This is a genomic window from Anaerosolibacter carboniphilus (assembly GCF_014205875.1).
In the GTDB taxonomy this organism is placed as follows: domain Bacteria; phylum Bacillota; class Clostridia; order Peptostreptococcales; family Thermotaleaceae; genus Anaerosolibacter; species Anaerosolibacter carboniphilus.
In genome coordinates this window covers 69428-93261 of the sequence record NZ_JACHEN010000024.1, presented here as the reverse complement: position 1 = coordinate 93261, position 23834 = coordinate 69428, and the positions used below count along the sequence as shown (strand labels likewise).

General features: G+C 38.4%; 22 protein-coding genes and 1 tRNA gene. 4 read left to right on the top strand and 19 right to left on the bottom strand.

Annotated features, from left to right (window positions below):
• Window positions 1-150: 150 nt before the first annotated feature.
• The 5 genes from HNQ80_RS25685 to HNQ80_RS17805 form a co-directional block, all read right to left on the bottom strand.
• Window positions 151-318: a hypothetical protein gene (locus HNQ80_RS25685; RefSeq protein WP_207727072.1), complete on the bottom strand. Its 168-nt coding sequence runs from the start codon at window positions 316-318 to the stop codon at window positions 151-153.
• A gap of 84 nt (window positions 319-402) precedes the next feature.
• Window positions 403-963, bottom strand: a complete 561-nt coding sequence (locus HNQ80_RS17820) for a GNAT family N-acetyltransferase (protein ID WP_243183377.1) — start codon at window positions 961-963, stop codon at window positions 403-405.
• A gap of 413 nt (window positions 964-1376) precedes the next feature.
• The gene (locus HNQ80_RS17815) at window positions 1377-2165 is read right to left on the bottom strand and encodes an inositol monophosphatase family protein (RefSeq protein WP_184312022.1); all 789 of its coding nucleotides are present in this window, start codon (window positions 2163-2165) and stop codon (window positions 1377-1379) included.
• 215 nt (window positions 2166-2380) lie between these two features.
• Window positions 2381-2575, bottom strand: a complete 195-nt coding sequence (locus HNQ80_RS26700) for a tyrosine-type recombinase/integrase (protein WP_408626325.1) — start codon at window positions 2573-2575, stop codon at window positions 2381-2383.
• Between the two features lie 655 nt (window positions 2576-3230).
• Entirely contained in the window at window positions 3231-3470 is a 240-nt protein-coding gene (locus HNQ80_RS17805; protein WP_207727071.1) for a hypothetical protein, read from the bottom strand.
• Between the two features lie 351 nt (window positions 3471-3821).
• On the opposite strand from HNQ80_RS17805, the gene HNQ80_RS17800 reads away from it, so the two are divergent.
• Window positions 3822-4367: a hypothetical protein gene (locus HNQ80_RS17800; RefSeq protein ID WP_184312019.1), complete on the top strand. Its 546-nt coding sequence runs from the start codon at window positions 3822-3824 to the stop codon at window positions 4365-4367.
• 227 nt (window positions 4368-4594) lie between these two features.
• Here the strand turns inward: HNQ80_RS17800 and HNQ80_RS17795 are convergent.
• The 7 genes from HNQ80_RS17795 to HNQ80_RS17765 form a co-directional block, all read right to left on the bottom strand.
• Window positions 4595-4686, bottom strand: a tRNA-Ser gene (locus tag HNQ80_RS17795).
• A gap of 4 nt (window positions 4687-4690) precedes the next feature.
• Complete coding sequence (gene tadA / locus HNQ80_RS17790) at window positions 4691-5128, bottom strand: tRNA adenosine(34) deaminase TadA (protein WP_184312031.1); 438 nt, start codon at window positions 5126-5128, stop codon at window positions 4691-4693.
• Window positions 5129-5376: 248 nt separating this feature from the next.
• Window positions 5377-6465 carry a GGDEF domain-containing protein gene (locus tag HNQ80_RS17785; RefSeq protein WP_184312018.1) on the bottom strand — a complete coding sequence of 363 codons (1089 nt, stop codon included), beginning with the start codon at window positions 6463-6465 and terminating at the stop codon, window positions 5377-5379.
• A gap of 219 nt (window positions 6466-6684) precedes the next feature.
• A complete protein-coding gene (locus HNQ80_RS17780) occupies window positions 6685-7422 on the bottom strand; it encodes a TIGR03915 family putative DNA repair protein (protein ID WP_184312017.1) in 738 nt (245 codons plus the stop codon).
• Window positions 7419-8747 (bottom strand): putative DNA modification/repair radical SAM protein, encoded by a 1329-nt coding sequence (locus tag HNQ80_RS17775; RefSeq protein WP_207727070.1) that lies wholly within the window; start codon window positions 8745-8747, stop codon window positions 7419-7421. Before HNQ80_RS17775 ends, HNQ80_RS17780 begins: the two co-directional genes overlap by 4 nt.
• Before the next feature lie 194 nt (window positions 8748-8941).
• On the bottom strand, window positions 8942-9523 hold the full coding sequence (locus HNQ80_RS17770) for a hypothetical protein (RefSeq protein WP_243183375.1): 582 nt from the start codon (window positions 9521-9523) through the stop codon (window positions 8942-8944).
• A 35-nt stretch (window positions 9524-9558) separates the two neighbouring features.
• Window positions 9559-10170, bottom strand: a complete 612-nt coding sequence (locus tag HNQ80_RS17765; RefSeq protein ID WP_184312016.1) for a TetR/AcrR family transcriptional regulator — start codon at window positions 10168-10170, stop codon at window positions 9559-9561.
• A 459-nt stretch (window positions 10171-10629) separates the two neighbouring features.
• On the opposite strand from HNQ80_RS17765, the gene HNQ80_RS17760 reads away from it, so the two are divergent.
• Window positions 10630-11694: an ArsR/SmtB family transcription factor gene (locus tag HNQ80_RS17760; protein WP_207727069.1), complete on the top strand. Its 1065-nt coding sequence runs from the start codon at window positions 10630-10632 to the stop codon at window positions 11692-11694.
• A 65-nt stretch (window positions 11695-11759) separates the two neighbouring features.
• On the opposite strand, the gene HNQ80_RS17755 is transcribed toward HNQ80_RS17760, so the two are convergent.
• From HNQ80_RS17755 to HNQ80_RS17740, 4 genes are all read right to left on the bottom strand, one after another.
• On the bottom strand, window positions 11760-12734 hold the full coding sequence (locus HNQ80_RS17755) for an ABC transporter permease (RefSeq protein WP_184312014.1): 975 nt from the start codon (window positions 12732-12734) through the stop codon (window positions 11760-11762).
• Complete coding sequence (locus HNQ80_RS17750; protein WP_243183373.1) at window positions 12731-14212, bottom strand: sugar ABC transporter ATP-binding protein; 1482 nt, start codon at window positions 14210-14212, stop codon at window positions 12731-12733. The genes HNQ80_RS17755 and HNQ80_RS17750 overlap by 4 nt, the downstream gene beginning before the upstream one ends.
• Window positions 14213-14337: 125 nt before the next feature.
• Entirely contained in the window at window positions 14338-15387 is a 1050-nt protein-coding gene (locus HNQ80_RS17745) for a substrate-binding domain-containing protein (RefSeq protein WP_184312012.1), read from the bottom strand.
• Window positions 15388-15455: 68 nt separating this feature from the next.
• Window positions 15456-16457 (bottom strand): LacI family DNA-binding transcriptional regulator, encoded by a 1002-nt coding sequence (locus HNQ80_RS17740; RefSeq protein ID WP_184312011.1) that lies wholly within the window; start codon window positions 16455-16457, stop codon window positions 15456-15458.
• 404 nt (window positions 16458-16861) lie between these two features.
• On the opposite strand from HNQ80_RS17740, the gene HNQ80_RS17735 reads away from it, so the two are divergent.
• Both HNQ80_RS17735 and HNQ80_RS17730 read left to right on the top strand, forming a co-directional pair.
• The gene (locus HNQ80_RS17735) at window positions 16862-18079 is read left to right on the top strand and encodes a Gfo/Idh/MocA family protein (protein WP_243183371.1); all 1218 of its coding nucleotides are present in this window, start codon (window positions 16862-16864) and stop codon (window positions 18077-18079) included.
• A 21-nt stretch (window positions 18080-18100) separates the two neighbouring features.
• Window positions 18101-19015 carry a sugar phosphate isomerase/epimerase family protein gene (locus HNQ80_RS17730; RefSeq protein WP_184312010.1) on the top strand — a complete coding sequence of 305 codons (915 nt, stop codon included), beginning with the start codon at window positions 18101-18103 and terminating at the stop codon, window positions 19013-19015.
• 53 nt (window positions 19016-19068) lie between these two features.
• On the opposite strand, the gene HNQ80_RS17725 is transcribed toward HNQ80_RS17730, so the two are convergent.
• From HNQ80_RS17725 to HNQ80_RS17715, 3 genes are all read right to left on the bottom strand, one after another.
• Complete coding sequence (locus tag HNQ80_RS17725) at window positions 19069-20685, bottom strand: peptide ABC transporter substrate-binding protein (protein ID WP_184312009.1); 1617 nt, start codon at window positions 20683-20685, stop codon at window positions 19069-19071.
• A gap of 246 nt (window positions 20686-20931) precedes the next feature.
• Entirely contained in the window at window positions 20932-23142 is a 2211-nt protein-coding gene (locus tag HNQ80_RS17720) for a sensor histidine kinase (protein WP_184312008.1), read from the bottom strand.
• The gene (locus tag HNQ80_RS17715) at window positions 23120-23812 is read right to left on the bottom strand and encodes a response regulator transcription factor (RefSeq protein WP_184312007.1); all 693 of its coding nucleotides are present in this window, start codon (window positions 23810-23812) and stop codon (window positions 23120-23122) included. Before HNQ80_RS17715 ends, HNQ80_RS17720 begins: the two co-directional genes overlap by 23 nt.
• Between the last annotated feature and the right edge of the window lie 22 nt (window positions 23813-23834).

The following is a 23834-nucleotide window of genomic DNA, read 5'->3' as shown; positions in this document are numbered from 1 at the left end:
AGAACATTCGTAGAAAACTAAGGGTCATTTCACATGATCATTATTTTGAGAACACATTAGTAAATTTTTTTCTTGACAGCAGTTAGCTGGTCTACTCAGAATGATAGTTGGAGTGGTATCTAGGGTCTGTGGGCGATTCATGAATCGCCCCTACCAATGTGTACAGTATCTCGTAGGAATCGGCGCCCTCGCCATTCCGTGGTTTTGAATCCCTATCTTTTTCGGAACGATGGAGGCATCGTTCCCTACAAAAAACATGATTCTCTGCAATTTTGTAGGGTTGGACAACCCTGTCCAACCGTTATCGTTGCGTCGCATTAATCTACAACTACGACGTAATATAAGAAGCACATGCACCAATTTCCTTTATATACTATAGCATAGCACTCATCATATTTAGATTCACTTATTCTTAAGATTTACAAAGTAGTCATCGTATGTCATCAGTTTACTATTGAGTGGCTGATATCCTATTCGTACTAATGAGGTAATTCGTTCAGTCGCATCTGGAATTGCTTTTGTAAGAATTGCTTTAACATCAAATGCTTCATAGAAATTTTCATTAGCAATCTCTAAAATCTCATTAATGATTGGTTGAGTTTCGTAATCGCTATGTAAATCAATTCGCAATAATCCGTAGTGATTAAATTTATCATCTGCAATTCTATGAAACATCTCAATGGTTCCAATTTTTTCGTTTGTGTTGTTTAAAATTACTGTCCACCTTACAAAATCTTTATTTTTATAACAAAAATCCCAGACTTCAATTTGTTTTTTCATTCTTTCCAATGTTGTATAGTGAAAATTATCCCCATTGCAATTATCTGAATTGAAAAATGGTACCGCCTTTTCATCAGAATAGCATTTTAATAAATCTTCAGCATCCTCCATGTTTGTTTGTCTTAATGCAATAAGTGTCTTTTTGTACATTGGACATTCTGTATAAACATCTTTCATTGTCATAATTAAAATCTCCCCCCATTTAATAAACATCAAATTATATTAAGTTATCACTTTGACTTTACGCACTAAGTGTCTATTTCTTAAAGAAACATTCTATTTCGTAATATTCTACAATTAGGACACAGCATAAAAATAATTCGTCTTACTGTTTTGTATAATTTCATACTCATATAAGTAGGTTTTCAATTTTGATATTACTTTGTTATAAACTTTCTTCATATGAGATTCCCTTGAATAAATATCTATTTCATTGATTGGTATCCACTTGACAGCACTATTCTCATCTGGTTGAACAATAACCTGCTCATTTTCATCAGCCTGAAATAAATATAATTCGTCATATTCTACTGTTATGACACATTATAAGAATATGACGAAGTAGCACAATATCATATTATGATTATACTGAATAGTTATGCGAGAATGTGTTTCAGCTCATCGAACACTTTAGGACTTGATACGATTATATTGTTTCCATTAATACATTCAAGAACAGGGTAATTATCTTCTTTTTTATAGTAGCCTACCTCCGCTCCAGCTTCAATAGCAATTAATTTTGCAGCAGCAACATCCCAAGGAGATAACTTTCCCTCATAAAATCCTTGCATTCTTCCACATGCTACCCAACATATATCTAAAGCAGGTGAACCTAATCTTCTCAAATCTCTTATATGAGGTAGAACACGCCCTAATCGGCTTATTATTTCTTGAATATCATCTTTCCTATGTGGAAAACCAGTTCCAATCACACAACTTTTTAATTCTGAAACATCTTTAACACTAATCTTATTGCCATTGAGAAACGCCCCTGAATTTTCTGAAGCATAATACATTTCATCAAGGAATGGATTATAAACAACTCCATAGCGGACTTTGCAATCAACTGCATAAGCAATTGATACAGCAACTTGATAGTGGTCGTTTGCATATCCAACAGTACCATCAATAGGGTCAATAATCCATGTAGGCTGCTGCAAAGATTGATTTTTATTCCCATTATCTTCTTCGGATAGAATTTCATGATTACAAAATACCTTATAAATCTCTGCTTTAATGATATCATTTGAGACTAAATCTGCGGTTGTAACAAGTTCATAGCCATCTTTTACAGATTCAGTGTATTGTTTTGCTTCTCGTAGTTCCTTGATTTTCGTTCCAGCAAGTTTCGCTATTCTAATTGCTTCGCTCAATATTATGTCCATTCAAAATCTACCTCCTATGCATTATATAAATTACCTTTAATTCACTTTATCCTACTGTTATGCAATAATACACGTTGATACTACTTCTATAATCTTCCAAATTATCCTTCCTTTAATTGCCTTTAAATTTCCTTAAAACTAGTAAAGAGAATCCTATCTATTTTAGGACTCTCTTTACTTACACATTTCTATACACATGAGTAGCATCATTATTCTTAATTCACCTTCTGAAATATACCTGTGTCAATCTTACTTGCTGCCTCACTCTCTACCTCTGAATATACGTGTAAATATAGGTCCAATGTAATTGCAATGTTTGAATGCCCTAGCCTTGATGATGCCACCTTTGCTGAAACACCATATTTAAGCATTAACGATGCATTGATATGTCTGAGGTCATAGAGTCGGATTTTTTGAGGTTATGTTTCTTTATAAAAACATCAAAACGATGGTTGAAGGTAAATTTATTAATAAGCCTTAATTATAAGGGTTGGTAGAGTAAATATGATATGGCAGATTATGAAAAGCACTTACCTATATTTAATTTTCAATTGTCCTTATTGATTCAAAAAAGCTTATTCACTTATAGCATGGTTCTCCTATTATAATTTTAAATCTAATTTCATCAGTAAGTTTATACACCATTTTCAGTCAGCCTATTTCTAATAAAATTCCAATTCTTTATCCTCTATTTTCATTTATTTCTCAGTCATTTCCATAAGTTTTTCCTATTACGGCGCCAAACCGTCGCCTTTTTCCCATTCTAGCCTCAAAAATCCCATGAAAAAAGACCGTAGGAAAAACCCTACAGTCCTTGCTTTCACTGGCGGAGAGAGTGGGATTTGAACCCACGGTACTATCTCTAGCACACAAGATTTCGAGATATAAGCCCTTCATGATAAACAGTTATAATATTTTCTTAAATGTCTATTTTTCAACGTTCCCATTATCTTAAAAATCTTTTCCATGATATTTTGTCTATCATGTTATAAATACGTAAGGGTGAAATAAGGGTATAAAAGGGTATAGCAAATCACAGGAAATTCAGTCCCTGTGATTTACTTTTTAATATAATCTGAACAGCATCCATTCCATTGAATCAAGCCCAAATTTAAGGTCGTAATATACTTCTTTTCCATTAAGCATACTTTGACATTTAAAGACTAACATATGGTTATCAGCCAGCTTCTCCAAGTGCCTATTTAATACCTGATCTACCCTTACAGATACATCTTCACCGTTTTTAGATTCAATCGTGAATTTTTTAGGTGTAGGTACGCCCTCTTTGTTAAATACGTCAATCATATATATTTGTTTGCCTAATACCTTCATTAGTGCTTTATTAAACAATATTTTTGGGCTCTTGCGGGCAGAGAACGCTGTCTACAAGACCACATAAGTGCCGTCGTCACAATGGTCGGAATAATCTTTGCAAGCAGGGGAAAGATGTACGTCTTTCCATCCGGGCAAGCATGTTTGTGTGTACACATACTTGCTCGCCGGGCTTGTTAGGGTGAACCCTAAGATCCTCTCGGAAAACTCAAAAATGAGTTTTCCGTTAAGCCAACAAGTTGGCTGCTGTGGGGGAGCGTATTTACTATGCCTAATCCTATTCGCGCTCAATCCAAACTTCTGTAGACTGGATTCCTCAAGCACATGAAACTTGAAGTGCTTCCAACGACGCCGATTATGAAGTACATCACGGCGATACCAGAGCCTTTACCAGTCCCGAAAGCGAGGGTCAGCGCCTGTTGTATGGGCGACGCAACCGCCATAAAAGGCTCAAAGACATGGTCAGCTAAGAACCCGCCAAGAAACAAGCCCAATGGGATAGTGCTGTACTGGATTGTGTCCCGCGCCGAGAACACGCGGCCCTGCATTTCTACGGGCACATTCGTCCGCATGACTGCCGTCAAGTTGGCGGTCAAAAAAGGCATAAACACGCTGTACGCGAAAGCAGAAAGTACCCAGATTGGCAACACACGTCCCAAGCTCATGATTGGCTCGCAGAGTACAAATGATATTCCGCAGGTAAAAAAGATCACTCTAGTTCGGCTCTTTGCTGGTTTGGTAAGCGTAACCGCTATGCCTCCGGCAAGTGTGCCGAGACTCGACACAGATTGGGAGCCCCACAGGATAAAGAAATCCCGGAGGCCTGCAAAGATATTCGGTTTTCTCATGGCTTTGCTCCTTCATTACTAAAATAGAATGAACATGCAAAGCCCGATTCGGACGGCAGTTTACGCTACCGCTCCATGCAATCTCCGTCCGTTATCAGACTTTGCATGGAGCCAAAGCAATGGCAAGATTCATAAAGCACCTCTCGTGATTGAATTTTGCGCCGGTTAATACCCAGACTGTAACTCGAAAACAAAAGCGAACGCCTCCCCGACAAAGAAACATCGGGTCGGGTTCGCATTTGTTCCTAATGGCGGAGAGAGTGGGATTTGAACCCACGGTACTGTTTCCAGCACACACGATTTCGAGTCGTGCGCAATCAACCGAACTCTGCCATCTCTCCATATCTATTTTGTTTTCCTAAGCTCTCTAAAAAATTCCTTCATTATGCCACTGCACGCTTCCTCTTGTACACCCCGGATGATCTCGGTCTGGTGATTAAATCGTTCATCTTCTGGGATACTCAGTAAAGAACCTGCTGCACCACCTTTTGGGTCCATGGCACCGATAATCAACCGTTTGATTCTAGATAGCATAATAGCACCAGCACACATGGGACACGGTTCGATGGTTACATACAGATCACAGTCCATGAGCCGCCATCCGCCCAGGGTCTTGGAAGCCTCCTGAATCGCAATCATCTCTGCATGGGCAGTAGGATCCTTCGCTGTTTCCCTTAAATTATGTCCCCGCCCAACAATGATGCCATCTTTCACCACCACAGCACCAATGGGTACCTCTTTCAGCTCAAATGCCTTTTGGGCCTCCTGTAGTGCTGCTTCCATAAAGTACGATTCCACAGACCTTCCTCCCAATAGCACTTTAGATATTTTCTAAAGCTCCGATTAATATTATACTACAAAATTATTTGATCAACAACTTTACAAGCTGACTTCCTTTATTCATAAATATATGATTTGCTGCTATAACTCCTCTCCATTTCTTCAGGGTATGCCTACCTCATCTCCTACTTCATTACTATTGTCTTTGAATCTAGAAAATATTCAAAGGATAACCAGGAATTCTCCGACCTCTATACAGCCTCACATTCATCTTCAAAAAGAATATTGTCTTTACTACCATGCTTTACTCTATATAATAACTTATCAACATTGGATAGAACATCATCAATATCATCTTCGATCGCTAGTTGTGCCATCCCCCCACTCACGGTAATCCTAATTTCATCATGATCGTACAGCTTGGTTAGGCTTCCCTTGATTTTTGATGTCAGCTCCGCCCCTTCCTTCACTGTCGTATCCTCTAAAACAATAATAAATTCATCCCCACCGTATCTGCCCACAAACCCCTTATTCTCAATGGCCGAAATAAGCCCATTGCTCACTCGCTTTAATACCTCATCCCCTACCACATGCCCATATTGATCGTTAATCGTTTTGAAATTATCGATATCGATCATAATAATGATGACTGGCTGGTTCTTCTCCTTAATTTGAGTTTTTATCTCATTGAGTCTCTCAAACAAATATCTTCTATTATATGTACCTGTCAACTCATCTGTTCTCGAAATCTTCATGAGTAGTTGATTGCTCTCTTCAAGCTTCTCGCTGTATTGCCTCAACAATTCTCGTTCTTCATGATATGCCTTGGAAAAAACAATGATAATGTAGGCAGCCGCCAGAAGGGTCAAAGGCATCTGAATTAATAGATCCTGCTGTTCAAGGGAAATATTAATGATCAGATTGGGATATCGCATCTCAAGGACAATGAGGGAGAGGACCACCAAGACTTCTGAGATAAGGAAAAATACTCTCGTCTTTCCTTGGAATATAAAGCAAACACATATACAGATCAAAAAAGCATAGGACATAGTAATGCTGCTATTGCCACCAGAAGTAATCCATCCATTCGGAAACAAGACAAAAATAATTATGCAAGTTATTATGGTCTGAAACACAAATATATGCCGTTTTTTTATCACATCCTTAAAGGCAATGCATGATAGAACGATGAGGGCAATCCATTTGTAGTTCACCGCAAAATCAAATCCCACCGTTATGTTTCCTATGATAGAAACTACAGATAATAGAATGAAAAACACAAGCATATAAACAAATAACTTTTCTTCGAGGGAGTAATTATTAGATGGATTGATTTTCATAATAGGTCTCCGATATATTCTTTCGTTAAATTTTGCATAAGCATATTATACTATATTGTTTTCTCAATTCTGATTTTTTTCTGCATTTTTTATATGATTTTCTAGAATTACTGCCCTAGCTGTTTGCAGCTTCTTCTATTTATGACCCAATCCCCTACTCCTCAAACATTTTTATATGTCCAAGTGCATAATCCTCCATGTTTTATCAATCCAAATTCCCTATATTTTTTCTACAAGGTTCTTCCAATAGCGTTTTGGCATATGCTGTTTTTGCAGCTTAGGGTTCATACGATTTTTAATAGCAATACTTTTAAAATACTGCTGCCAAAGCTGTTGATAGAACAGCTCCTCCTCTCCTACTTCAAGAGAACGCTCCAGTACCATCTCCATAAGAATCCATTCCTTTTGATCATAGATCGCTGCCATATTTCTCCGCGTATCATAGATGATCCAATTCTGATCTGCCATTCTTTTTGAAAAATGGGGGGCCAGCAGGCCCAATATCTGATTGTCTGGTGTGATGGGCGCATAGTAAAGATTGTCCCCCACCTTTCGGAAGCGAACCAACCCCAGCATGAGATGCTTTTCCTTTGTAACCCTTTGTACCACCTTATGTAAATCCAGCACTCGCTCATCAGAAAGATGACCATCAATATCTTTTCCTACCTTAAATCCCAATTGTATGTATCTATAAATCAATGAACCTGCATCCTCATCTTCTGACAGAAAAGTATAAAACACATTCTGTAAGGCATTCAATGAGATTTTTGTTCGAATGGCAGTATAGACTTTCTCAGCCTTCTCCTTATCTTGCTCAATATACACCTTCTGCACCAGTAGGTTTTCCTGGTCATCCTCCCGGAACAATATCTTTTCCGGCTTCTCCCTTCGATAATAAGCTTCGTAAATACAAGTCAGTAGTCCATCAAAACTGCCATCGTAGATGTAATAGATCATGACTGTTCTCTCACAATAGTAAAAAGATTTTCTTTTGGTGGTGCCAGTTGAGGATATACAGAGAACAACGAAAGCTGTTCCCCACCCAGAATATTCTTTTTCACTGGATCTCCCAAAGTCAGCTGATATCGAATCCGTTCTTCATTGATACTGTTTTCTCCATAGTACTTTCCCTTGCAAGTCAGAAAATATCGCGCTCGCTTTAATACAACCCCCAGCTTTTTTAGATCCTCATAACTTAATGAAGCAAATCTTCTGGCAGCTACAATCCGCATGGCAGAGCGTACGCCCACCCCAGGTATCCGAAGGAGCATCTCATAATCGGCACGATTTACCTCAACGGGAAACAAGTGAAGATTTCTCAAAGCCCAATCACATTTGGGATCCACAGCCATATCGAAATTTGGCTTGATTTCATCCAGCAGCTCATTGGCTTGAAACCCGTAGAACCGTAACAACCAATCAGCTTGATAGAGTCTATGCTCTCTCAGCAAAGGTGGAGCCGAAATGGTCGGAAGGTTAGGATGCTGACCGATGGGGACATAGGCAGAATAGTAGACCCTTTTCAGCTGGTAACGCTGATAAAGCCCCTCCGATAGCTTCAGTATATTTAAATCATAATCCGGCGTAGCGCCGATAATCATCTGGGTGGTTTGTCCCGCTGGAACAAACTTAGGAGTACTTCGATACTTCTTCTTCTCCTCCACTTTTTCATGGAGCTTAGAAGTAATCATCTCCATGGGTTTGATAATGGCTTCTCGTTTCTTTTGTGGCGCCAGCAACTTTAAGCCATTACTTGAAGGAAGCTCTATATTGACGCTCATCCGATCCACGTATTTTCCTGCCATCTCAATGAGTCTCTCATCAGCTCCAGGAATAGCTTTTAGATGAATATAACCATTGAAATTTTCTTCCTCCCGAAGCTTTTTAACCGTTTGCAGCAATAGATCCATAGTATGGTTGGGATTCTTATAGACAGCAGCACTTAGAAACAACCCCTCTATGTAATTTCTTCGATAAAAGTTAATGGTTAGATCCACAATCTCCTGGGGTGTAAAAGCCGCTCTGGGTATATCATTGGAAGATCGGTTCACGCAATAAAGGCAGTCGTAGGCACAGTAGTTTGTCATAAGGATCTTTAAAAGAGAAATGCACCGTCCATCTTCCGACCAGCTATGACAGATCCCGCTCATATGGGCATTCCCGATGTCTCCTTTTTTATTGCTGCGATTGCTTCCACTGGAAGAACAAGAAACATCATACTTGGCTGCATCAGACAAAATCTTTAGTTTATCTAAAACCTCCACAAAAATCACCTCGAACATATGTTTTTCATCTTTATTTTACCACGCTATCCATGATTTTACAAACATATGTTCGGCCAAATCTTTCATTATTTTCGCTAGAAAATTGAAGACCCTAATTTCCTAGATATGCACAAAAGAGCCCTGCCCCCATTGAAAATCAAGGTCAGCAGAGCTCCATATAGATATTCTTTTCCAACATCAAATCATCAATCCTACCATTTGTTCTTTTTTTCGAGTTTCCTAAATCCCAGATAGATGAAACCAACACAAATTACAAGCCCTATGATTGCAGGTATAAAAATGGATTTTCCTGCTTCTCCACCAAAGGCTACACTCCAAATCATTTTAGCCACAGCCATAAAGACAACAACAGATAATCCAAACCATAAACTACGCTTCCAGAAAGCTACCCCTAATGCGGTAAATGAAATGGGTACAAGAAGCGACATCAGTATTTTTGCCCCGCCCCAATCACCACTTAAATATTCCTTTTCCATTTCCAAGAACTGTTTTACTTGGTCACTTACAACTTCCGGCTTTGGAAACCAAAACATACTCGTCAAGAGAAGAAAAACCGTTCCGAAAATACCAGCCCAACTTCTTTTATATGCAAAATAACAAAAAGGTATAAGGAATAATGGTCTTAAATACCAGCTTAATTGATTTTGGTGACGTTCATAAGCCCAATCGAAAAAGTTCTTATTCGTAAATGCCAAAACAAGAAATAATAATGTAAGCACCACAAAAGTTAATGCTAACATTTTGTCATAACGTCTGAATTGGACATTTCTCATAGCATTCACTCCTATCTTATATTTGGATAAACTTCCTATTTGCCTAAACCACCTTTCATAAAATCCACATAACAATCGAGGTTTTCAATCATTTTTTCAAGCTTAAAATCCTCTGGTTTATAAAAAATCTCATCAAAATGAATAAACAGGTAGCTTACAGTTTTTACAATAAAATCCTTAGAAAATTCCTTTTTAAAGTCCCCATTTTCTATGGCTTTGCCTATCATTTCTTCAAGCAATTTTTCCGTATCACTTCCTAATACACCCTTTGCAATATCGTATATTTTGTTACCCTTTTCTTTTGTAAACATCTTACTCAACCTATGAAATTTAGGGAAAGTAATGGCAAATTCTGCACCAATTCTTGCTTGCATCTTAAACTTTTCAAAAATGTCCTTTCCCTCATATGCTTCTGTATACTCATCAATCCTATTACTCACAAATTCCCATTTGGTTTTTGCAGAAGACTCTAATAAAAATAGGTAAAGCGCTTGTTTATCCTGAAAGTGGTAGTAAAAAGTGCCTTTACTGATCTCTGCATTCTTTATGATGTTATTGAGCGAGGCATCTTCATAGTTTTTTGTTATAAATTCATCTAATGCTGCCTCAAGCAGTTCTGCTTTTCTTTCAAAGGACTTTTCTTTCAATTTTTATTATGCCTCCTTTACTATTATTATATACCACTAGGTCTAGACCATTTGGTCTATAGTAAATATAACACTTCTATCCAATACTGTCAATAGGACATGAAGCTAAATCATAAAACTACTCATATGTTAATATAAGTCATTTTAACCTGATATATCTAACGATTATACATCTCGTTACTAGCTTATTTTTCTCTCTAGTCGTTTCTGTTTATAGGATAAGCAGCGTCCATCCCGCCTCAAAGAGATTACATTTCTCATCGGCAATAACTTCTAAAAACGGCACAGCTTTAGGGGTTCCACCCAATCCTATTAATTTACGTAGAGTGTGCCTGCTGGATTAAGGTATCCTCCGAGATCAAAATCTGTTGACAGGTAAAAACATAAGTAATAATATATTATTAGATATACATCTAATATAGTGATTTATTCTATGAATATCGAGGTGTTGTTATGAAATTGCCAAAAGATAATGTTTTTTTCACAGTCAATCCTTCTTTGGAGTTTATCCATGCACTCAATTTTGTTGCTAACAAAGAAGCACGGTATAAATTCTACTCCGATTTTAATATCATTCCTACAGAGGAATTTAAACAGATCGTAGAAGAAATGAAGGGAAAACTATCACGTTATATACAAAATGAATTAAAATTCTTTTTTCAATGGGAGCCTATGATGCATACGCTAGGCAGAATTGTTGAAGAGCACAAGCATATAGAAAACGTATCAACATTTATAGAATTTATAGAACAAATGCATGAAAATGAAATTTTATCTTATATCACAAGTCAGGCCCTATATGGTGTAAATGCAAATACTTCAACTAATTGGAGTATGGATGAGAATATGGCCAATAATATTTCAAATATAATCTTCAACATGGATGATGACACTACTATTGATAAAGAGAGATTAATTGAATTTGCTGAGAGCCCTTTAGAAATAAAATCTCGCTTGGTTTTGCTAATGAAGCAGTTTTATGAAAAATCTTATAAGCAAAATGAAGCCTACATATTATCAAAATTAGATGAGGCAAAAAAACGCTATGAAAAGTTATATAGTGATAATCTTGCCTATTTTGCAGATGAATATTTACATAATACGCTCCCAAGGGATAACTATAAAAAGCTCATCATTCATATTAGCTACTTCACGCTGGTCAGGGTATGGTTCTTTACTGTTAACCCCTACGATGATACGCAGTGGATCCACCTTGGCATATACTCAGAATACTATCCTAGAAAAAAATTTATAAAAGCCAAAGTTCAGAACTTTATCAGGATATTATCTGACAAAAAACGTTTTGAGATCATTGAACGTCTTAGCAAAAAACCTTATTACGTATATGAACTTGCCGCTGAATTAGATCTCACTTCCCCCACCGTATGCTATCATTTGAACCATATGTTGGATTTAAATCTTGTGTCTTTAGAAAAAGAAAACAATAAAACATATTACTCTTTAAATAAAGAAATGGTAAAGGAACTATTAAATAATGCTTCATCAATCTTATTGAATGATTGAGGGTAATTTATAAAAGCCATATTCTATGATCATAGAATATGGCTTTTAGTTTCATAATTATATAATTACTTTTCCTTTCTACTCTGGAACAACACTGCAAGGATGATGATGATCCCCTTTACCAATCCTGTAAGGAATGGAGGTATTTTGGCCGCAATAAGGATTCCCTCAATCATTTGCAGCATGATGGCACCGAGAAAAGTACCTACCACTTTTCCCCTTCCCCCATTCATCGCTGTTCCACCTATCGCCACCGCAGCAATGGCATCTAGCTCGAAGGATGCCCCTGCATTTGGCGCCGTAATGGATGTTAGACGGGAAGAAAGGAGGAATGCAGAGATACCCGTTAAAAATCCTGTGACAGAGAAGCACAGAATCTTTATCTGGTCTACGTTGATGCCCGTCAACTTCGCCGCATTTTCATTGGACCCTACCGCATAGACATATCTCCCAAACTTAGTGTTGCTCATCATAAAGGCAATGACTGCTGTGATGACGATGAAAATCAAAGCCAGATTGGGTATGCCAAGAATCCCACCAGCAGCGATCATTCTAAATTTATCCACCAATTCATAACTGACATTAAAGGGCCCACCCTGACCCAATTGAACAATAATGGAACGATAGGCACTCATGGTTGCCAACGTTACAATAAATGCTGCAATCTTCCCTTTTGTAACCAACAGGCCATTTACTAACCCCAATAATGTCCCGAACACCATACAGAAAAGCAGCATCACAAAGGCATTTTGTGTATTGTTTAAAACAACCACGCCCAAGCCTGCCACCAATGCACAGGTAGATCCCACAGAAAGGTCAATCTGACCCGATATAATGATCAAGGTCATACCCAAAGCAATAATACCCTTAATCGATGCTTGAAGCATCAACGTCGATAAATTGGAATAGGTTAAGAATTTATTATTCACCATGGTTGCGATGATGATTAATACAATAAAGGAAAATAAGTACGTATACTCTGCATAAAAATTCTTAAATTTTGATATGGATTCTTTTTTCAATGTTGCACCTGTATTCATCTTACTCCCTCCATATTAGAGCCAGTAGCATAGTACATAACCTCCACCTCAGTCAACTCGTCCCTTGTCAACTCCGCAGTGATGCGTCCTTTATACATTACCAAGCATCGATCTGCCACTTTATAGATCTCAGGAAATTCTGCACTAAAAACGATAATGCTCTTTCCTTTCTTAGCCAGCTCATGGACGATTTTATATATTTCAAATTTTGCGCCCACATCAATTCCCTGGGTAGGATTATCCAAGATATAAATATCTGAGTCTATCTCCAGCCAGCGAGCAATGATCACTTTTTGCTGATTGCCCCCACTGAGGGAGGTAATAGAATCATAAGGACTTCCAACTCTAATGGATATGGCCTCTTTATTGCGATGAAATCGTTTCAATTCTTCATTCTTTTTTACAAATGGTCCCCTATTGTTCACAAAGCCTGCAATGGATAGATTATCTAGGATGCTCATGTCTTTAATAATAGAGCGTTCCTTTCGATTCCTTGGTACCATCCCTATGCCAGCCTTCATCACCTGATTGATACTATTTAGCTGCAAGGGTTTGTTACGAAAAAGAATCCGCCCTCCTGAGATAGGCCGAGCACCAAATAACGCCTCCGCAAGTTCTCCTCTACCATCTCCATGGAGTCCAGTAATGGCCAGCACTTCTCCTTTTCTCAGTTCAAAGCTAACATCGGAAAAGGCAGGTATACAGCTTAAATTCTGTACTTGTAGAATGACTTCACCCAAAATATTGTCATTTTCTTTATTTTCATCTTGAATACTTCTTCCCACCAAAAGCTCTGTGGCTATTTTTTCATCAATATCAGAAAAATTACCCCTTGCGATCAATTTACCATCTCGCAATACCGTATACCGATCACAGATTTCAAACAACTCCGGCATTTTGTGGGATATGTAGATGATGCTCACCCCATGGGCTTTGAGCCCCCGCATGATCACAAACAAATTGTCTATTTCCTTGTTGGTTAATGCTGTTGTAGGCTCATCCATGATGATGAGCTTTGACTCAAACAGTAGTGCTTTTGCAATCTCCACCAGTTGTTTTCTGGATGTATCTAGATTTTCAACGGTCTCCTGGGGATCGATATCGATGTTCATCCGCTTAAAAACTTCCGCCGATCGGTTGATCATTTCTTTTTTATCTAAAAACCCATATTTATTTCTTAGCTCTTCTCCTAGAAAAAGATTTTCATATACCTTTAAATCATTCACTAAGTTTAATTCCTGGTGTATAAATCGAATGCCTAGTTCATTGGATTTGCGGGTCGTCATATTCTCCTGAAGAATTCCATTCAGATAGATCTCACCAGATGTGGGTGGAAAGGTCCCAGCCAGTATATTCATTAACGTTGATTTACCGGCACCATTTTCACCTAATAATCCGTGGATTTCTGACCTGTCTACTTCAAGAGAAACATGATCCAAAGCTTTTACCGCACCAAAATCTTTCGTAATACTTTTCATTTGCAGGAACATGCTTCCACATCCTCTCTTCATTGTGATAAGCAATCTACGTTCATATTCGCTTTAAAAAGAGAGAACCGACCAGGAAAATTTCCTGGTCGACCACAATCATCTGACCATTATCATTAAATTCCACTCTCATAACGGATTTTATAGATATCAGATTTACGGAACTCCTGTTCATTGCTTAAGTCGATTTCCTGTGTATCAATTAAATACAAGCCAGAGACGTTCTCACCATTTAACAGTTTTGCACCGTATTCCACTGCATCTCGAACCATGGTGGGTGAGAATAAGTATGTTACTTGATCAATATTATATTTTTCTTTATAGGGTTTGAAAGTATCTAGGTTTTCACGACGACCGCCAACACCTGTTACCACACGAATATCTAATTTTGCAGGTCCATTGTAGTTTATAATAGCATCTAAGACACCAAGTACAACCTCATCATCATGGGTGAAAACTGCTTTTACACTTTCGATGGCCTTGGCATCACTGGTATTTAAGAATGTTTCCATCTGCTCTTGTGCTTTTGCCCGCTGCCAATCGGTACTGAATTGCTGAACAATTTTTATATTCTTGTCAGCTGTCTTGCTAAATCCATCGGAACGCTGCTGAGGTACAGTTGAGTTGTCACCTTTAAACTCGAGGATGTTTACTTCGCCTTTTGCCAAATCGTCAGCAAAGTATTCATTTAAATATTTACCTGTTTCTTCTCCGATGGTCACATTGTCACCCATCACTTCAGCCGTTGGCTTGAAGCCGTTAATCAAACGGTCATAGATAATCAAAGGAATGCCTGCATCCACAACCTTTTGAGCACCTGATCGAAGCTCGTCACCATTATGGGGCCATAAAACAATACAATCCACCTTTTCATTAATCAGCGTGTCCAATTGGTTATTTTGCTCAGAGGATTCAGCTGATGTTAAAAACTTGTATTCAAATCCATTCTTTTCTGCCAGCTTCTTTGTTGCATCTTCAGCATGTTTAATGCTCTCCCCTAAAAAACCATGGGTAGCATTGGGCATAACAACTGCCAGCACCTTCGCTTGCGAACTCTCTTGTCCCCCTGTATTACTGGATGTGTCCGTTGCTGGTGTGGTTTGGGTACATCCTGCTGCTGCAAAAATCATCATGAAGGTCATAATTAAAGCCAATAACTTTTTCATAATTTCCCTCCGCCCTTTAAAATTGTATTTATTAAATAGGGCGATTCCGCCCTATTATACAAATGGATCTACTCGTCATCCTCATGGGTCGATTCTCTTAAGATTAGCTCATGGGGTAAAATAATGCCCTTGTTAACCACTTTTATGTCATTGATTTTCTCTACAACAAGATCTACAGAAACCCTTCCCAAATCATAGCGAGGTTGTGACACCGTTGAAATGGTAGGGTCATACACCCTTGTGATGGAAGCATTATCAAAGCCTATGATTTCGACCTCTTTTCCCGCTGCAACGCCTATGCTTTTCAAGTATTTGATGGCCCCTATGGCCAGCGTATCCGAAACTGTCAATATGGCCGTGGGAGGTTCTGAAAAACTCAGCAGCGCACGGCACATTTCCATTCCGCTTTCAGGTTTGTAATTACTCTTCACAATGTACTTTTTATCAAAGATCAATCCTGCATCTAGGATGGCATCCCTATAGCCTTGTTCTCGCCCACGCTCCGAGCTTTCATAAAAGGAACCGCTGATCATACCAATTCGCTGGTGTCCATGGGAAATAAAATACTTGGTGGCCTCATAAGCTGCCTTTTTGTTGTCGATCATCACGTAAGGAAGCTGTGCTCCTTCTGTATATTCACAGCCCTGAACAAATGGATATTTCGTCGCCAAATTGTTTAATTCTTCTGTACTCAGTGTAGAAAAGAGTGTTATGACTCCATCCACCTGCTTCATCTCCAGCATTTTTAGATATTTTTTCTCCGTTTTTACTTCATGATGGGTTACGCTGACCAAAACACCATAGCCTAGCTCGCTTGCCCTTTCCTCAATTCCCTTCAGAATCTTTGCATAGAAGGGATTGGAGAGGGTAGGCAGCATCACCAAAATCATATCACTTTTTGATTTTCGTAAATTGCGACCTACTGTATTGGGGACATAATTTGTCTCTCTTATGGTCTGCAAAACCTTATCCCTTGATTTTTCTTTTACGCCGGGGTCATCATTGATCACCCTCGATACCGTTGCTACGGAAACACCTGCAAGCTTTGCAATATCTTTTATTGTTGTCATATGTACACACCTTATCCTTAATAAATGTAATCGTTTTCATGTTCATTATAAAATCTCGTCAGTTTGTTGTCAATATTATTTTGAATATTTTGTGAATATCTTTTTTATAAAATCTCTCTTTTTATCTATAAGAAATATTCTTTTTACAAATCAACTCATTCAAATCCTTATTTTTCAAGGATTACGTCATTTTTTAACTTTTCTAGCTACACTATCATACGCAAAGACAAATAGACAATTTTTCTAAATATTCTATTTTTATTATACATTCAGATTGATTTTTTATCTTTTTATTCATATAATATTCATGTAATCGTTTTCTAATTACCGAATTTTCTGATTCATAAAGATGGATTGCCAAAGACATATCTGACCATTCTTACGCCATGTTCTTTATAAATCTTATGTACAATTTCTATATACATTCAAAGCAAAATAAGTATTTTATATCACAAAATATCAAATATGATTGGGGGATTTTGATGATGAAAAAATTCAAGGCAGGCGTAGTGGGCATAGGTTTCATTGGCGTTGCCCATATCGAAGCCCTACGTCGTTTAGGCAATGTTGAGGTACTTGCATTGACCAACGAAACCGATCCTGTTCAGAAGGCAGCTCATTTGAATGTACCTCATGGTTTTGCGGATTATCGGGAAATGATCGACACAGTGGATCTCGATATGATACACATCTGCACACCAAATCATACCCACTATGAAATCGCCACATATGCTATGGAACGAGGTATTCATGTGTTGTGCGAAAAACCAATGACCACAACTGTTGAAGAAGCAGAGAAATTAGTTCAATTGGCAAAAGAAAAGCAATTAGTCCATGCAATAAATTATCATAACCGCTTTTATCCCATTACCCATCACCTCCGGCAAATGGCGAAAGAAGCGGAGTTTGGAGAAATATTCTCTATCCATGGAGGCTACATTCAGGACTGGCTGCTATTTGATACGGACTTTAATTGGCGTCTGATTTCTTCAAAGAGCGGAAAAACCCGAGCCGTTGCCGATATAGGCTCCCATTGGCTGGATTTGATTGAATATATGACTGGATTGAAAATCGTTGAAGTATTTGCTGCATTCCGTACCTTCTATGACACAAGGAAACGCTCTATCCACCCGGTTGAAACCTTCTCTCAAGCCCAACAACCCAGAGAAGCCTACGAAGATATTCCCATCGATACGGAAGATTTTGCTTCTATCCTCCTTAAGTTTGATAACGGTGCCCTTGGCAACACCACCATCTCTCAAATGTTTGCCGGTGAAAAAAATCGTATCTCCGTATTTATAGGTGGTTCGAAAATGTCTGCCCAATGGGATTCCAATGATATTAGCAATTTGGTGATCGGACGTCGAGACGAACCGAACCTAGTTCTCACAAAAGACCCCGGATTACTTCATCCCCAATCCGCAAAAATTACCGGCTACCCTGGCGGCCATGTAGAAGGATTCCCCGATGCTTTCAAACAAACCTTTAAACAAATTTATGCCTCCATTGAAGATCCCACTATGGAAAAAGAATATGCAACCTTTGAAGATGGATTGCGGCAGATGATTCTTTGCGAAAGGATTTATGAAAGTGCACAAACAAATAGATGGGTAAAAATTTAGTATTGGAAAGGAAGGATCCTTATGAAATTAGGCTTGCACAGTGCGATTCTCCCCGACTACACCTTCGAGCAAGTCATCGACTTAGCCAGTGATATAGGCTATAAATCCGTGGAGTTAGCTTGCTGGCCCCTTGGGAAAGCTGAAAGGCGTTATGCGGGGGTTACCCATGTGGATACGTCATCCCTTGATGAAGAAAAAGTCAGCCATATCCTGGGCTATTGTTCCTCTAAGGACATACAAATAGCCGCTTTGGGTTATTATCCCAACCCCCTCGATCCAAATGAAGCAAATCGTTCCGTATACATCGAACACTTAAAAACACTGATTAAGGCTGCTAAGTTGCTGGGCGTCAATAAAGTAAGTACTTTCATCGGCAAGGACAAGAATAAAACTGTAGAAGAAAATATGGAATTGTTCAAGTCCATATGGACACCGATCATTGAATTTGCGACAGAACAAAAAGTATGGGTGGGTATTGAGAACTGCCCCATGTATTTTACCATGGATGAATGGCCAGGAGGCCTTAACTTAGCCTCAGCTCCATATGTTTGGCGTCAGTTATTCAGCATCATTGATAGTGATTATTTTGGATTATCCTATGATCCGTCCCATTTATATCTTCAGCGAATGGACTATATCAACCCCCTATATGCATTCAAAGATAAAATCAAACACATACATATCAAAGATTTGAGAGTATATCCAGACAAAATTGATGAATATGGCATTTTCACCTACCCACTGAATTATATGTCTCCAAAAATCCCTGGCCATGGAGGTATAGACTGGGGTGCTTTTGCGTCCGCTTTACAAGATATAGGCTTTAGCGATGCTGCCTGTGTAGAGATTGAGGATAAGTCCTTTGAGGACTGTGAAACAAATGTATTGAAGGCCATCAAGCTGAGCTTCAAGCATATGTCACAGTTCATAGAATAGTACAAAACGCAAAAAAGGAAGCAGGTATCAAAAGATATCTGCTTCCTTCATAATTATTGGATATTTGTATTTCCAAAATACCAATATCCAAGATTGGTAACATACCAATTCTGAACATTTTCTCTTACCAATGCTGAATCAGTATAATAATATAGCGGGATTACCACCATTTCATTCATAATCATTTTCTCAAGTTCCAATAATATATCGTCTCTTTCTTTGCCCGTTGTATAATAAGAATCACTAGCTAATTGATCAAACTGATCGTTCTCCCAATTGGTTTCATTCTGTACACCATAAGAGGTCCAGCCTTCTAAATAGGCTATAGGATCAGCTATATCTCCAAGCCATCCACCTCTAGCGATATCAAACTTCTTTTCATGCCTAGTCTCCACATATGTAGGCCACTCCAAGTCTTTTAGCTTCACCTTGATACCTAGATTGTTTTGCCACATTTGCTGAACAGCTTCCGCCATAATCTTGTTTCCATCATTGGTGTTATAGAGCAATTCGATTTCTGGAAACACCTTACCGTTAGGATATCCTGCCTTCGCCAATAATTGTTTTGCTTCTTCAATATTAGCTCCATTTGGATCTATACCATAATTCCCGGCTGCTGTTCTAAATTCTTGTCCGCCTTCAAGGTTCAATCCAGGTGGCACCAAACCAGTAGCTGCTTTATATCCAGGTACATGGTTCTGTAACATATATTTTCTGTCAATGGCTAAACTTAGCGCCTTTCGAACATTTAGATCATTAAATGGTGCTTTCTTAGCATTTATCATATAATAATATGTTCCAGTAGAAGTTAAATATTTAAATGACTTATCTCCTGTCTTTAATTCCCATGTTTCATCGACAGGTAAAATGTTAAGTATATCTACTTTCCCTTCACGATAGGCATTCAACGCTTCCATGTCATCATTGATCACCATGAAATTGATTCCATCTAGTTTTACACTATCCGATTTATAGTAGTTACTATTTTTAGTAAGTGCTATGGTTTCCATACTCGTCTTAGATATCTGGAATGGTCCATTCGATACAAATGCATTTGGTTGTGTTCCCCATCCTTCTTGGTTTTTTGTGACAATATCTGCTCTCATGGGCATATAAATAGGGGATGTGGTTAATTTCAGGAAATATGGGGTAGGCTGTGTTAAGGTAACCTGTAAGGTTTTAGCATCTATGGCTTTCACAGCAACATTTTTAGCAGACCCTTCCCCCTGATTATATTCTTCTGCACCTTCTATATGATATAAGAGAAATGCATATTCAGCCCCCGTATTAGGATCTAGTCCTCTCTTCCAAGCATATTCAAAATCCTGGGCAGTAACAGCCTTTCCATCAGACCATTTAGCATCCCTTATTTTAAATGTATATACAGTTCCATCTTGCGATATTGAATAACTGCTGGCAACACCATTTTCTATTTTACCATTCACTTCTCTCATTAATCCTTCAAAAATATTATTGATCACATGCTGTTCAGCCTCAGCCACAGCCAATTGGGGATCTAGCATACTTGGAACACTGTCCAACCTTACATTTATCGTCTTCCCGGTACTATTTCCTATATTTTGTAGCGCCCCATCTGCTCCAATTCCTATACTTGTCTGAAATAAAGCCAGTACCAAAAAGCAAATGATTATTCTTGTAACCCTTCTCATATTTTCTTGCCCCTTTCGTCATTCTTTTTATGAAAACTCTATGCGGCGGGTCTAGTTGGTCTTACCAACATATAATCATTTTAAGGTCACTGACTTCATCTATATGTCATACTTTGTCGACAAACATAAAAATAGTACTAAAGTTCTATACTTCCAACCTCCATATTATATAGAGGTGGTACATTGCAAGGGACCACTCCAGAAAAAATGCCCCAGAAAGCAGGATCATGCTCTCCAGGGTCATTTTTATTCTAAGGTATTTAATTCAATGGTTATCTTAAATAAATCTCCATCTACTTCAATATCCATTATTCCTCCATGGAGGTCTATGATGGATTTGGCAATGGCCAGCCCAAGACCTGAGCCTTCTGTATGGCGAGAGGTATCTCCCCGCTTAAATCTTTCAAAAAGTTCATCGATATCCTGTCCAAGTTCATATTTGGTGATATTTTTGAATGAAATGATGGCTTTTCCTCGTACATCCTTTACAGAGACATAGACTCTTGTATTTTCAAGGGCGTATTTTAGGATATTTCCGATCAAGTTGTCAAATACACGCCACAGTTTTTGTCCATCTACCACAGCATAAACGGGCTTATCCGGACCAGTTATCCGAAACTGCAGCGTTGATTCTCCGATAGCTTCGTTGTGCTCTGCAAGGGCCTGTTGTAAAAGCTGTACCAAATCCACCCTCTCTTTTACCAGCTCAATATTGCCACTTGCCATTTTGGATGCCTCAAATAAATCATCAATGAGCACTTTTAGTCGTTTCGATTTGCGATCAATAATCTGAACATAGGATTCACGATCTTCCTCTGTCAAATCTGGAGCTTTTAACAACTCCGTATAGTTGATGATTGAGGTTAGTGGCGTTCTTAGATCATGACTCACATTGCTAATGAGTTCTGTCTTCAATCGTTCACTTTTTGCTTGTTCCTTTCGAGAGGTATTCACTCCATGTTTCAGTGTATTGATATTATTGGCCAGCGTTGCTAAGTTTGATTTTCCTATCACAGGTAAATCTGGTTCCATATTCCCTCTAACGATCTCCATGGTATTGGTAACGATACGATTGAAATAACCAGCTCGCTTTAAGATGAGTACAAAAATCGGCAAGCCTATGATCATAAAGAGGGGTGCATAAAGGAGGATATATCTAGGCCGCAGCAGGACGATCACCGCACCTCCACCAAACCCAAAGACGACACATAAAAGAAGGATGATCTGTACCCCTATGCTCCGGATCAGAAATGCTTCTTTGATTCCTTGGACTACGCTGGAGAGTAAGCTTTTGCGCCACTCCTCTTCAATACTATGAATACCTTTTACTCTCCCCCATAAAAGATTTCCTTGAACAAGGGTCAACATAACCAAAGAACCCACAATGATTAAATGATAAATAATTTCTGTTATGAAAGTATACCAAGATCCATACAAATACAGGGGATTATAGTCTTTGAGTGCTGTCAATGTAATTAGACCTACAATCGCAAAACCTGCCACAGCCACATCGATGGGAATACGTCTGTAATGGGATCTCCATTTTCCCATCTCGATGGCCTGAAGAATAGATAATTTCTTGTATAAATAAAGATTCAATAAAAGTGCCATAAGGGCACTGCCTATATAGACATAGAATAAATTTTGTCTTTTTTGATACTCATTGTAACTGGAGTGCACAAAACCTGTCGGTACTACTGCTTTGGACACGGCTATCTTTCCTTCAAAAGATCTTTCCTTCCCTATATCTACAATATCTCCATTATCCACATAGCCAGCGTTCCTCTTGGATGATATATATCCATATTTTAGGCTTGGATAACTGCGAACAAACAGTACATTTTTCGAGCTCATCCATTGATCTGCTTCTGCAGCTTTCGTCACATTCAGATTGGTATAAACCTTTCCATTTTCAATATCCTTCAGATAGTATTTAAACTCCATTTGAAGTTTTGCAAACTCACCACGATATTTTTCTAAATCTCTATAGTAATCATCAATCTTTTTTTCTTTCTCTGCCACAATTTTTAATTTGATATGTTCGTCACTTTTAAAGTTATTCGTGATATCCTCAATTTTTTCATCTCTTTCAGCTATATATAGATCCATAAGTTCTTTATTTTGCGCCTGCTGGGTATCTTGAATCTTATCCTCGTATTGCCCTCTAATATTTTCAATTTGGTCGGCTAGATTTCCATATCGATAACGATGCTCGTTGATCTCCTCGTCGGTAATCGTGATTTCCTTTTTCATCTCTTCCTTGGTCATGCCATTCAGCTCAAACATACTCAGATAATTGATAAACTGGTTCAACTGATCTTCAAACTGCTGTGTTTTAAAGTAATTTCCGAGATACTCTCCCCCTTGAGACAGACCTGACAGTATGCCGCTCAATCCAAAAGTAAGCAATAAAACCCATGTAATCAATAGTATTTTATTTTTCCATTTTATATCCAATTCCCCACACCACCTTTAAATATCTTGGATTTTTGGGATCAATCTCGATTTTTTCCCGTATTTTTCGGATATGGACAGCCACTGTATTCTCCGCATTGTAGCCAGGCTCATTCCACACCCGCTCATATATTTCATTAATGGAAAACACCCGACCTGCATTGACCATCAGCAATTCAACGATTTTGTATTCCGTAGCCGTCAGCTTCACAACTTCCCCATGGACAGCAACTTCCTTTGCCGATTGATCTAGGGTAAGCCCGTTCAAATCAATCACCTTTTTTATTCCCTCATAGGTACCTAGATTTACATATCTCCTCAGCTGGGATTTCACCCGAGCCACCAATTCCATCGAATTGAAGGGCTTTGTGACATAATCATCAGCCCCCACTTGAAGACCCAAGATCTTATCGGTATTCTCACTCTTGGCACTCAGAATAATGATGGGTATATTTTGTTTTTCACGAATCTTAAAGGTTGTTGTAATCCCATCCAGACGAGGCATCATCACATCCAATATGATGAGATGGATGGTATGCTCATTTAACTTTTCGATTGCCTCAATACCATCCCTGGCTTTGATCACCGTAATTCCTTCGTTTTTCAAGTATATCTCAATGGCGTCTCTGATTTCCTTTTCATCATCGACTACCAACACATTGTAATTATCCATTTTTCACATCCTCTCCAAATTT

Coding starts and splice junctions, on each gene's coding strand:
- HNQ80_RS25685 (WP_207727072.1), bottom strand. CDS start 318: ATGCGACGCAACGATAACGGTTGGACAGGGTTGTCCAACCCTACAAAA.
- HNQ80_RS17820 (WP_243183377.1), bottom strand. CDS start 963: ATGACAATGAAAGATGTTTATACAGAATGTCCAATGTACAAAAAGACA.
- HNQ80_RS17815 (WP_184312022.1), bottom strand. CDS start 2,165: ATGGACATAATATTGAGCGAAGCAATTAGAATAGCGAAACTTGCTGGA.
- HNQ80_RS17805 (WP_207727071.1), bottom strand. CDS start 3,470: ATGATTGACGTATTTAACAAAGAGGGCGTACCTACACCTAAAAAATTC.
- HNQ80_RS17800 (WP_184312019.1), top strand. CDS start 3,822: ATGAAACTTGAAGTGCTTCCAACGACGCCGATTATGAAGTACATCACG.
- tadA (WP_184312031.1), bottom strand. CDS start 5,128: ATGGAAGCAGCACTACAGGAGGCCCAAAAGGCATTTGAGCTGAAAGAG.
- HNQ80_RS17785 (WP_184312018.1), bottom strand. CDS start 6,465: ATGAAAATCAATCCATCTAATAATTACTCCCTCGAAGAAAAGTTATTT.
- HNQ80_RS17780 (WP_184312017.1), bottom strand. CDS start 7,422: ATGATCTATTACATCTACGATGGCAGTTTTGATGGACTACTGACTTGT.
- HNQ80_RS17775 (WP_207727070.1), bottom strand. CDS start 8,747: ATGTTCGAGGTGATTTTTGTGGAGGTTTTAGATAAACTAAAGATTTTG.
- HNQ80_RS17770 (WP_243183375.1), bottom strand. CDS start 9,523: ATGAGAAATGTCCAATTCAGACGTTATGACAAAATGTTAGCATTAACT.
- HNQ80_RS17755 (WP_184312014.1), bottom strand. CDS start 12,734: ATGAATACAGGTGCAACATTGAAAAAAGAATCCATATCAAAATTTAAG.
- HNQ80_RS17750 (WP_243183373.1), bottom strand. CDS start 14,212: ATGAAAAGTATTACGAAAGATTTTGGTGCGGTAAAAGCTTTGGATCAT.
- HNQ80_RS17745 (WP_184312012.1), bottom strand. CDS start 15,387: ATGAAAAAGTTATTGGCTTTAATTATGACCTTCATGATGATTTTTGCA.
- HNQ80_RS17740 (WP_184312011.1), bottom strand. CDS start 16,457: ATGACAACAATAAAAGATATTGCAAAGCTTGCAGGTGTTTCCGTAGCA.
- HNQ80_RS17735 (WP_243183371.1), top strand. CDS start 16,862: ATGTACAATTTCTATATACATTCAAAGCAAAATAAGTATTTTATATCA.
- HNQ80_RS17730 (WP_184312010.1), top strand. CDS start 18,101: ATGAAATTAGGCTTGCACAGTGCGATTCTCCCCGACTACACCTTCGAG.
- HNQ80_RS17725 (WP_184312009.1), bottom strand. CDS start 20,685: ATGAGAAGGGTTACAAGAATAATCATTTGCTTTTTGGTACTGGCTTTA.
- HNQ80_RS17715 (WP_184312007.1), bottom strand. CDS start 23,812: ATGGATAATTACAATGTGTTGGTAGTCGATGATGAAAAGGAAATCAGA.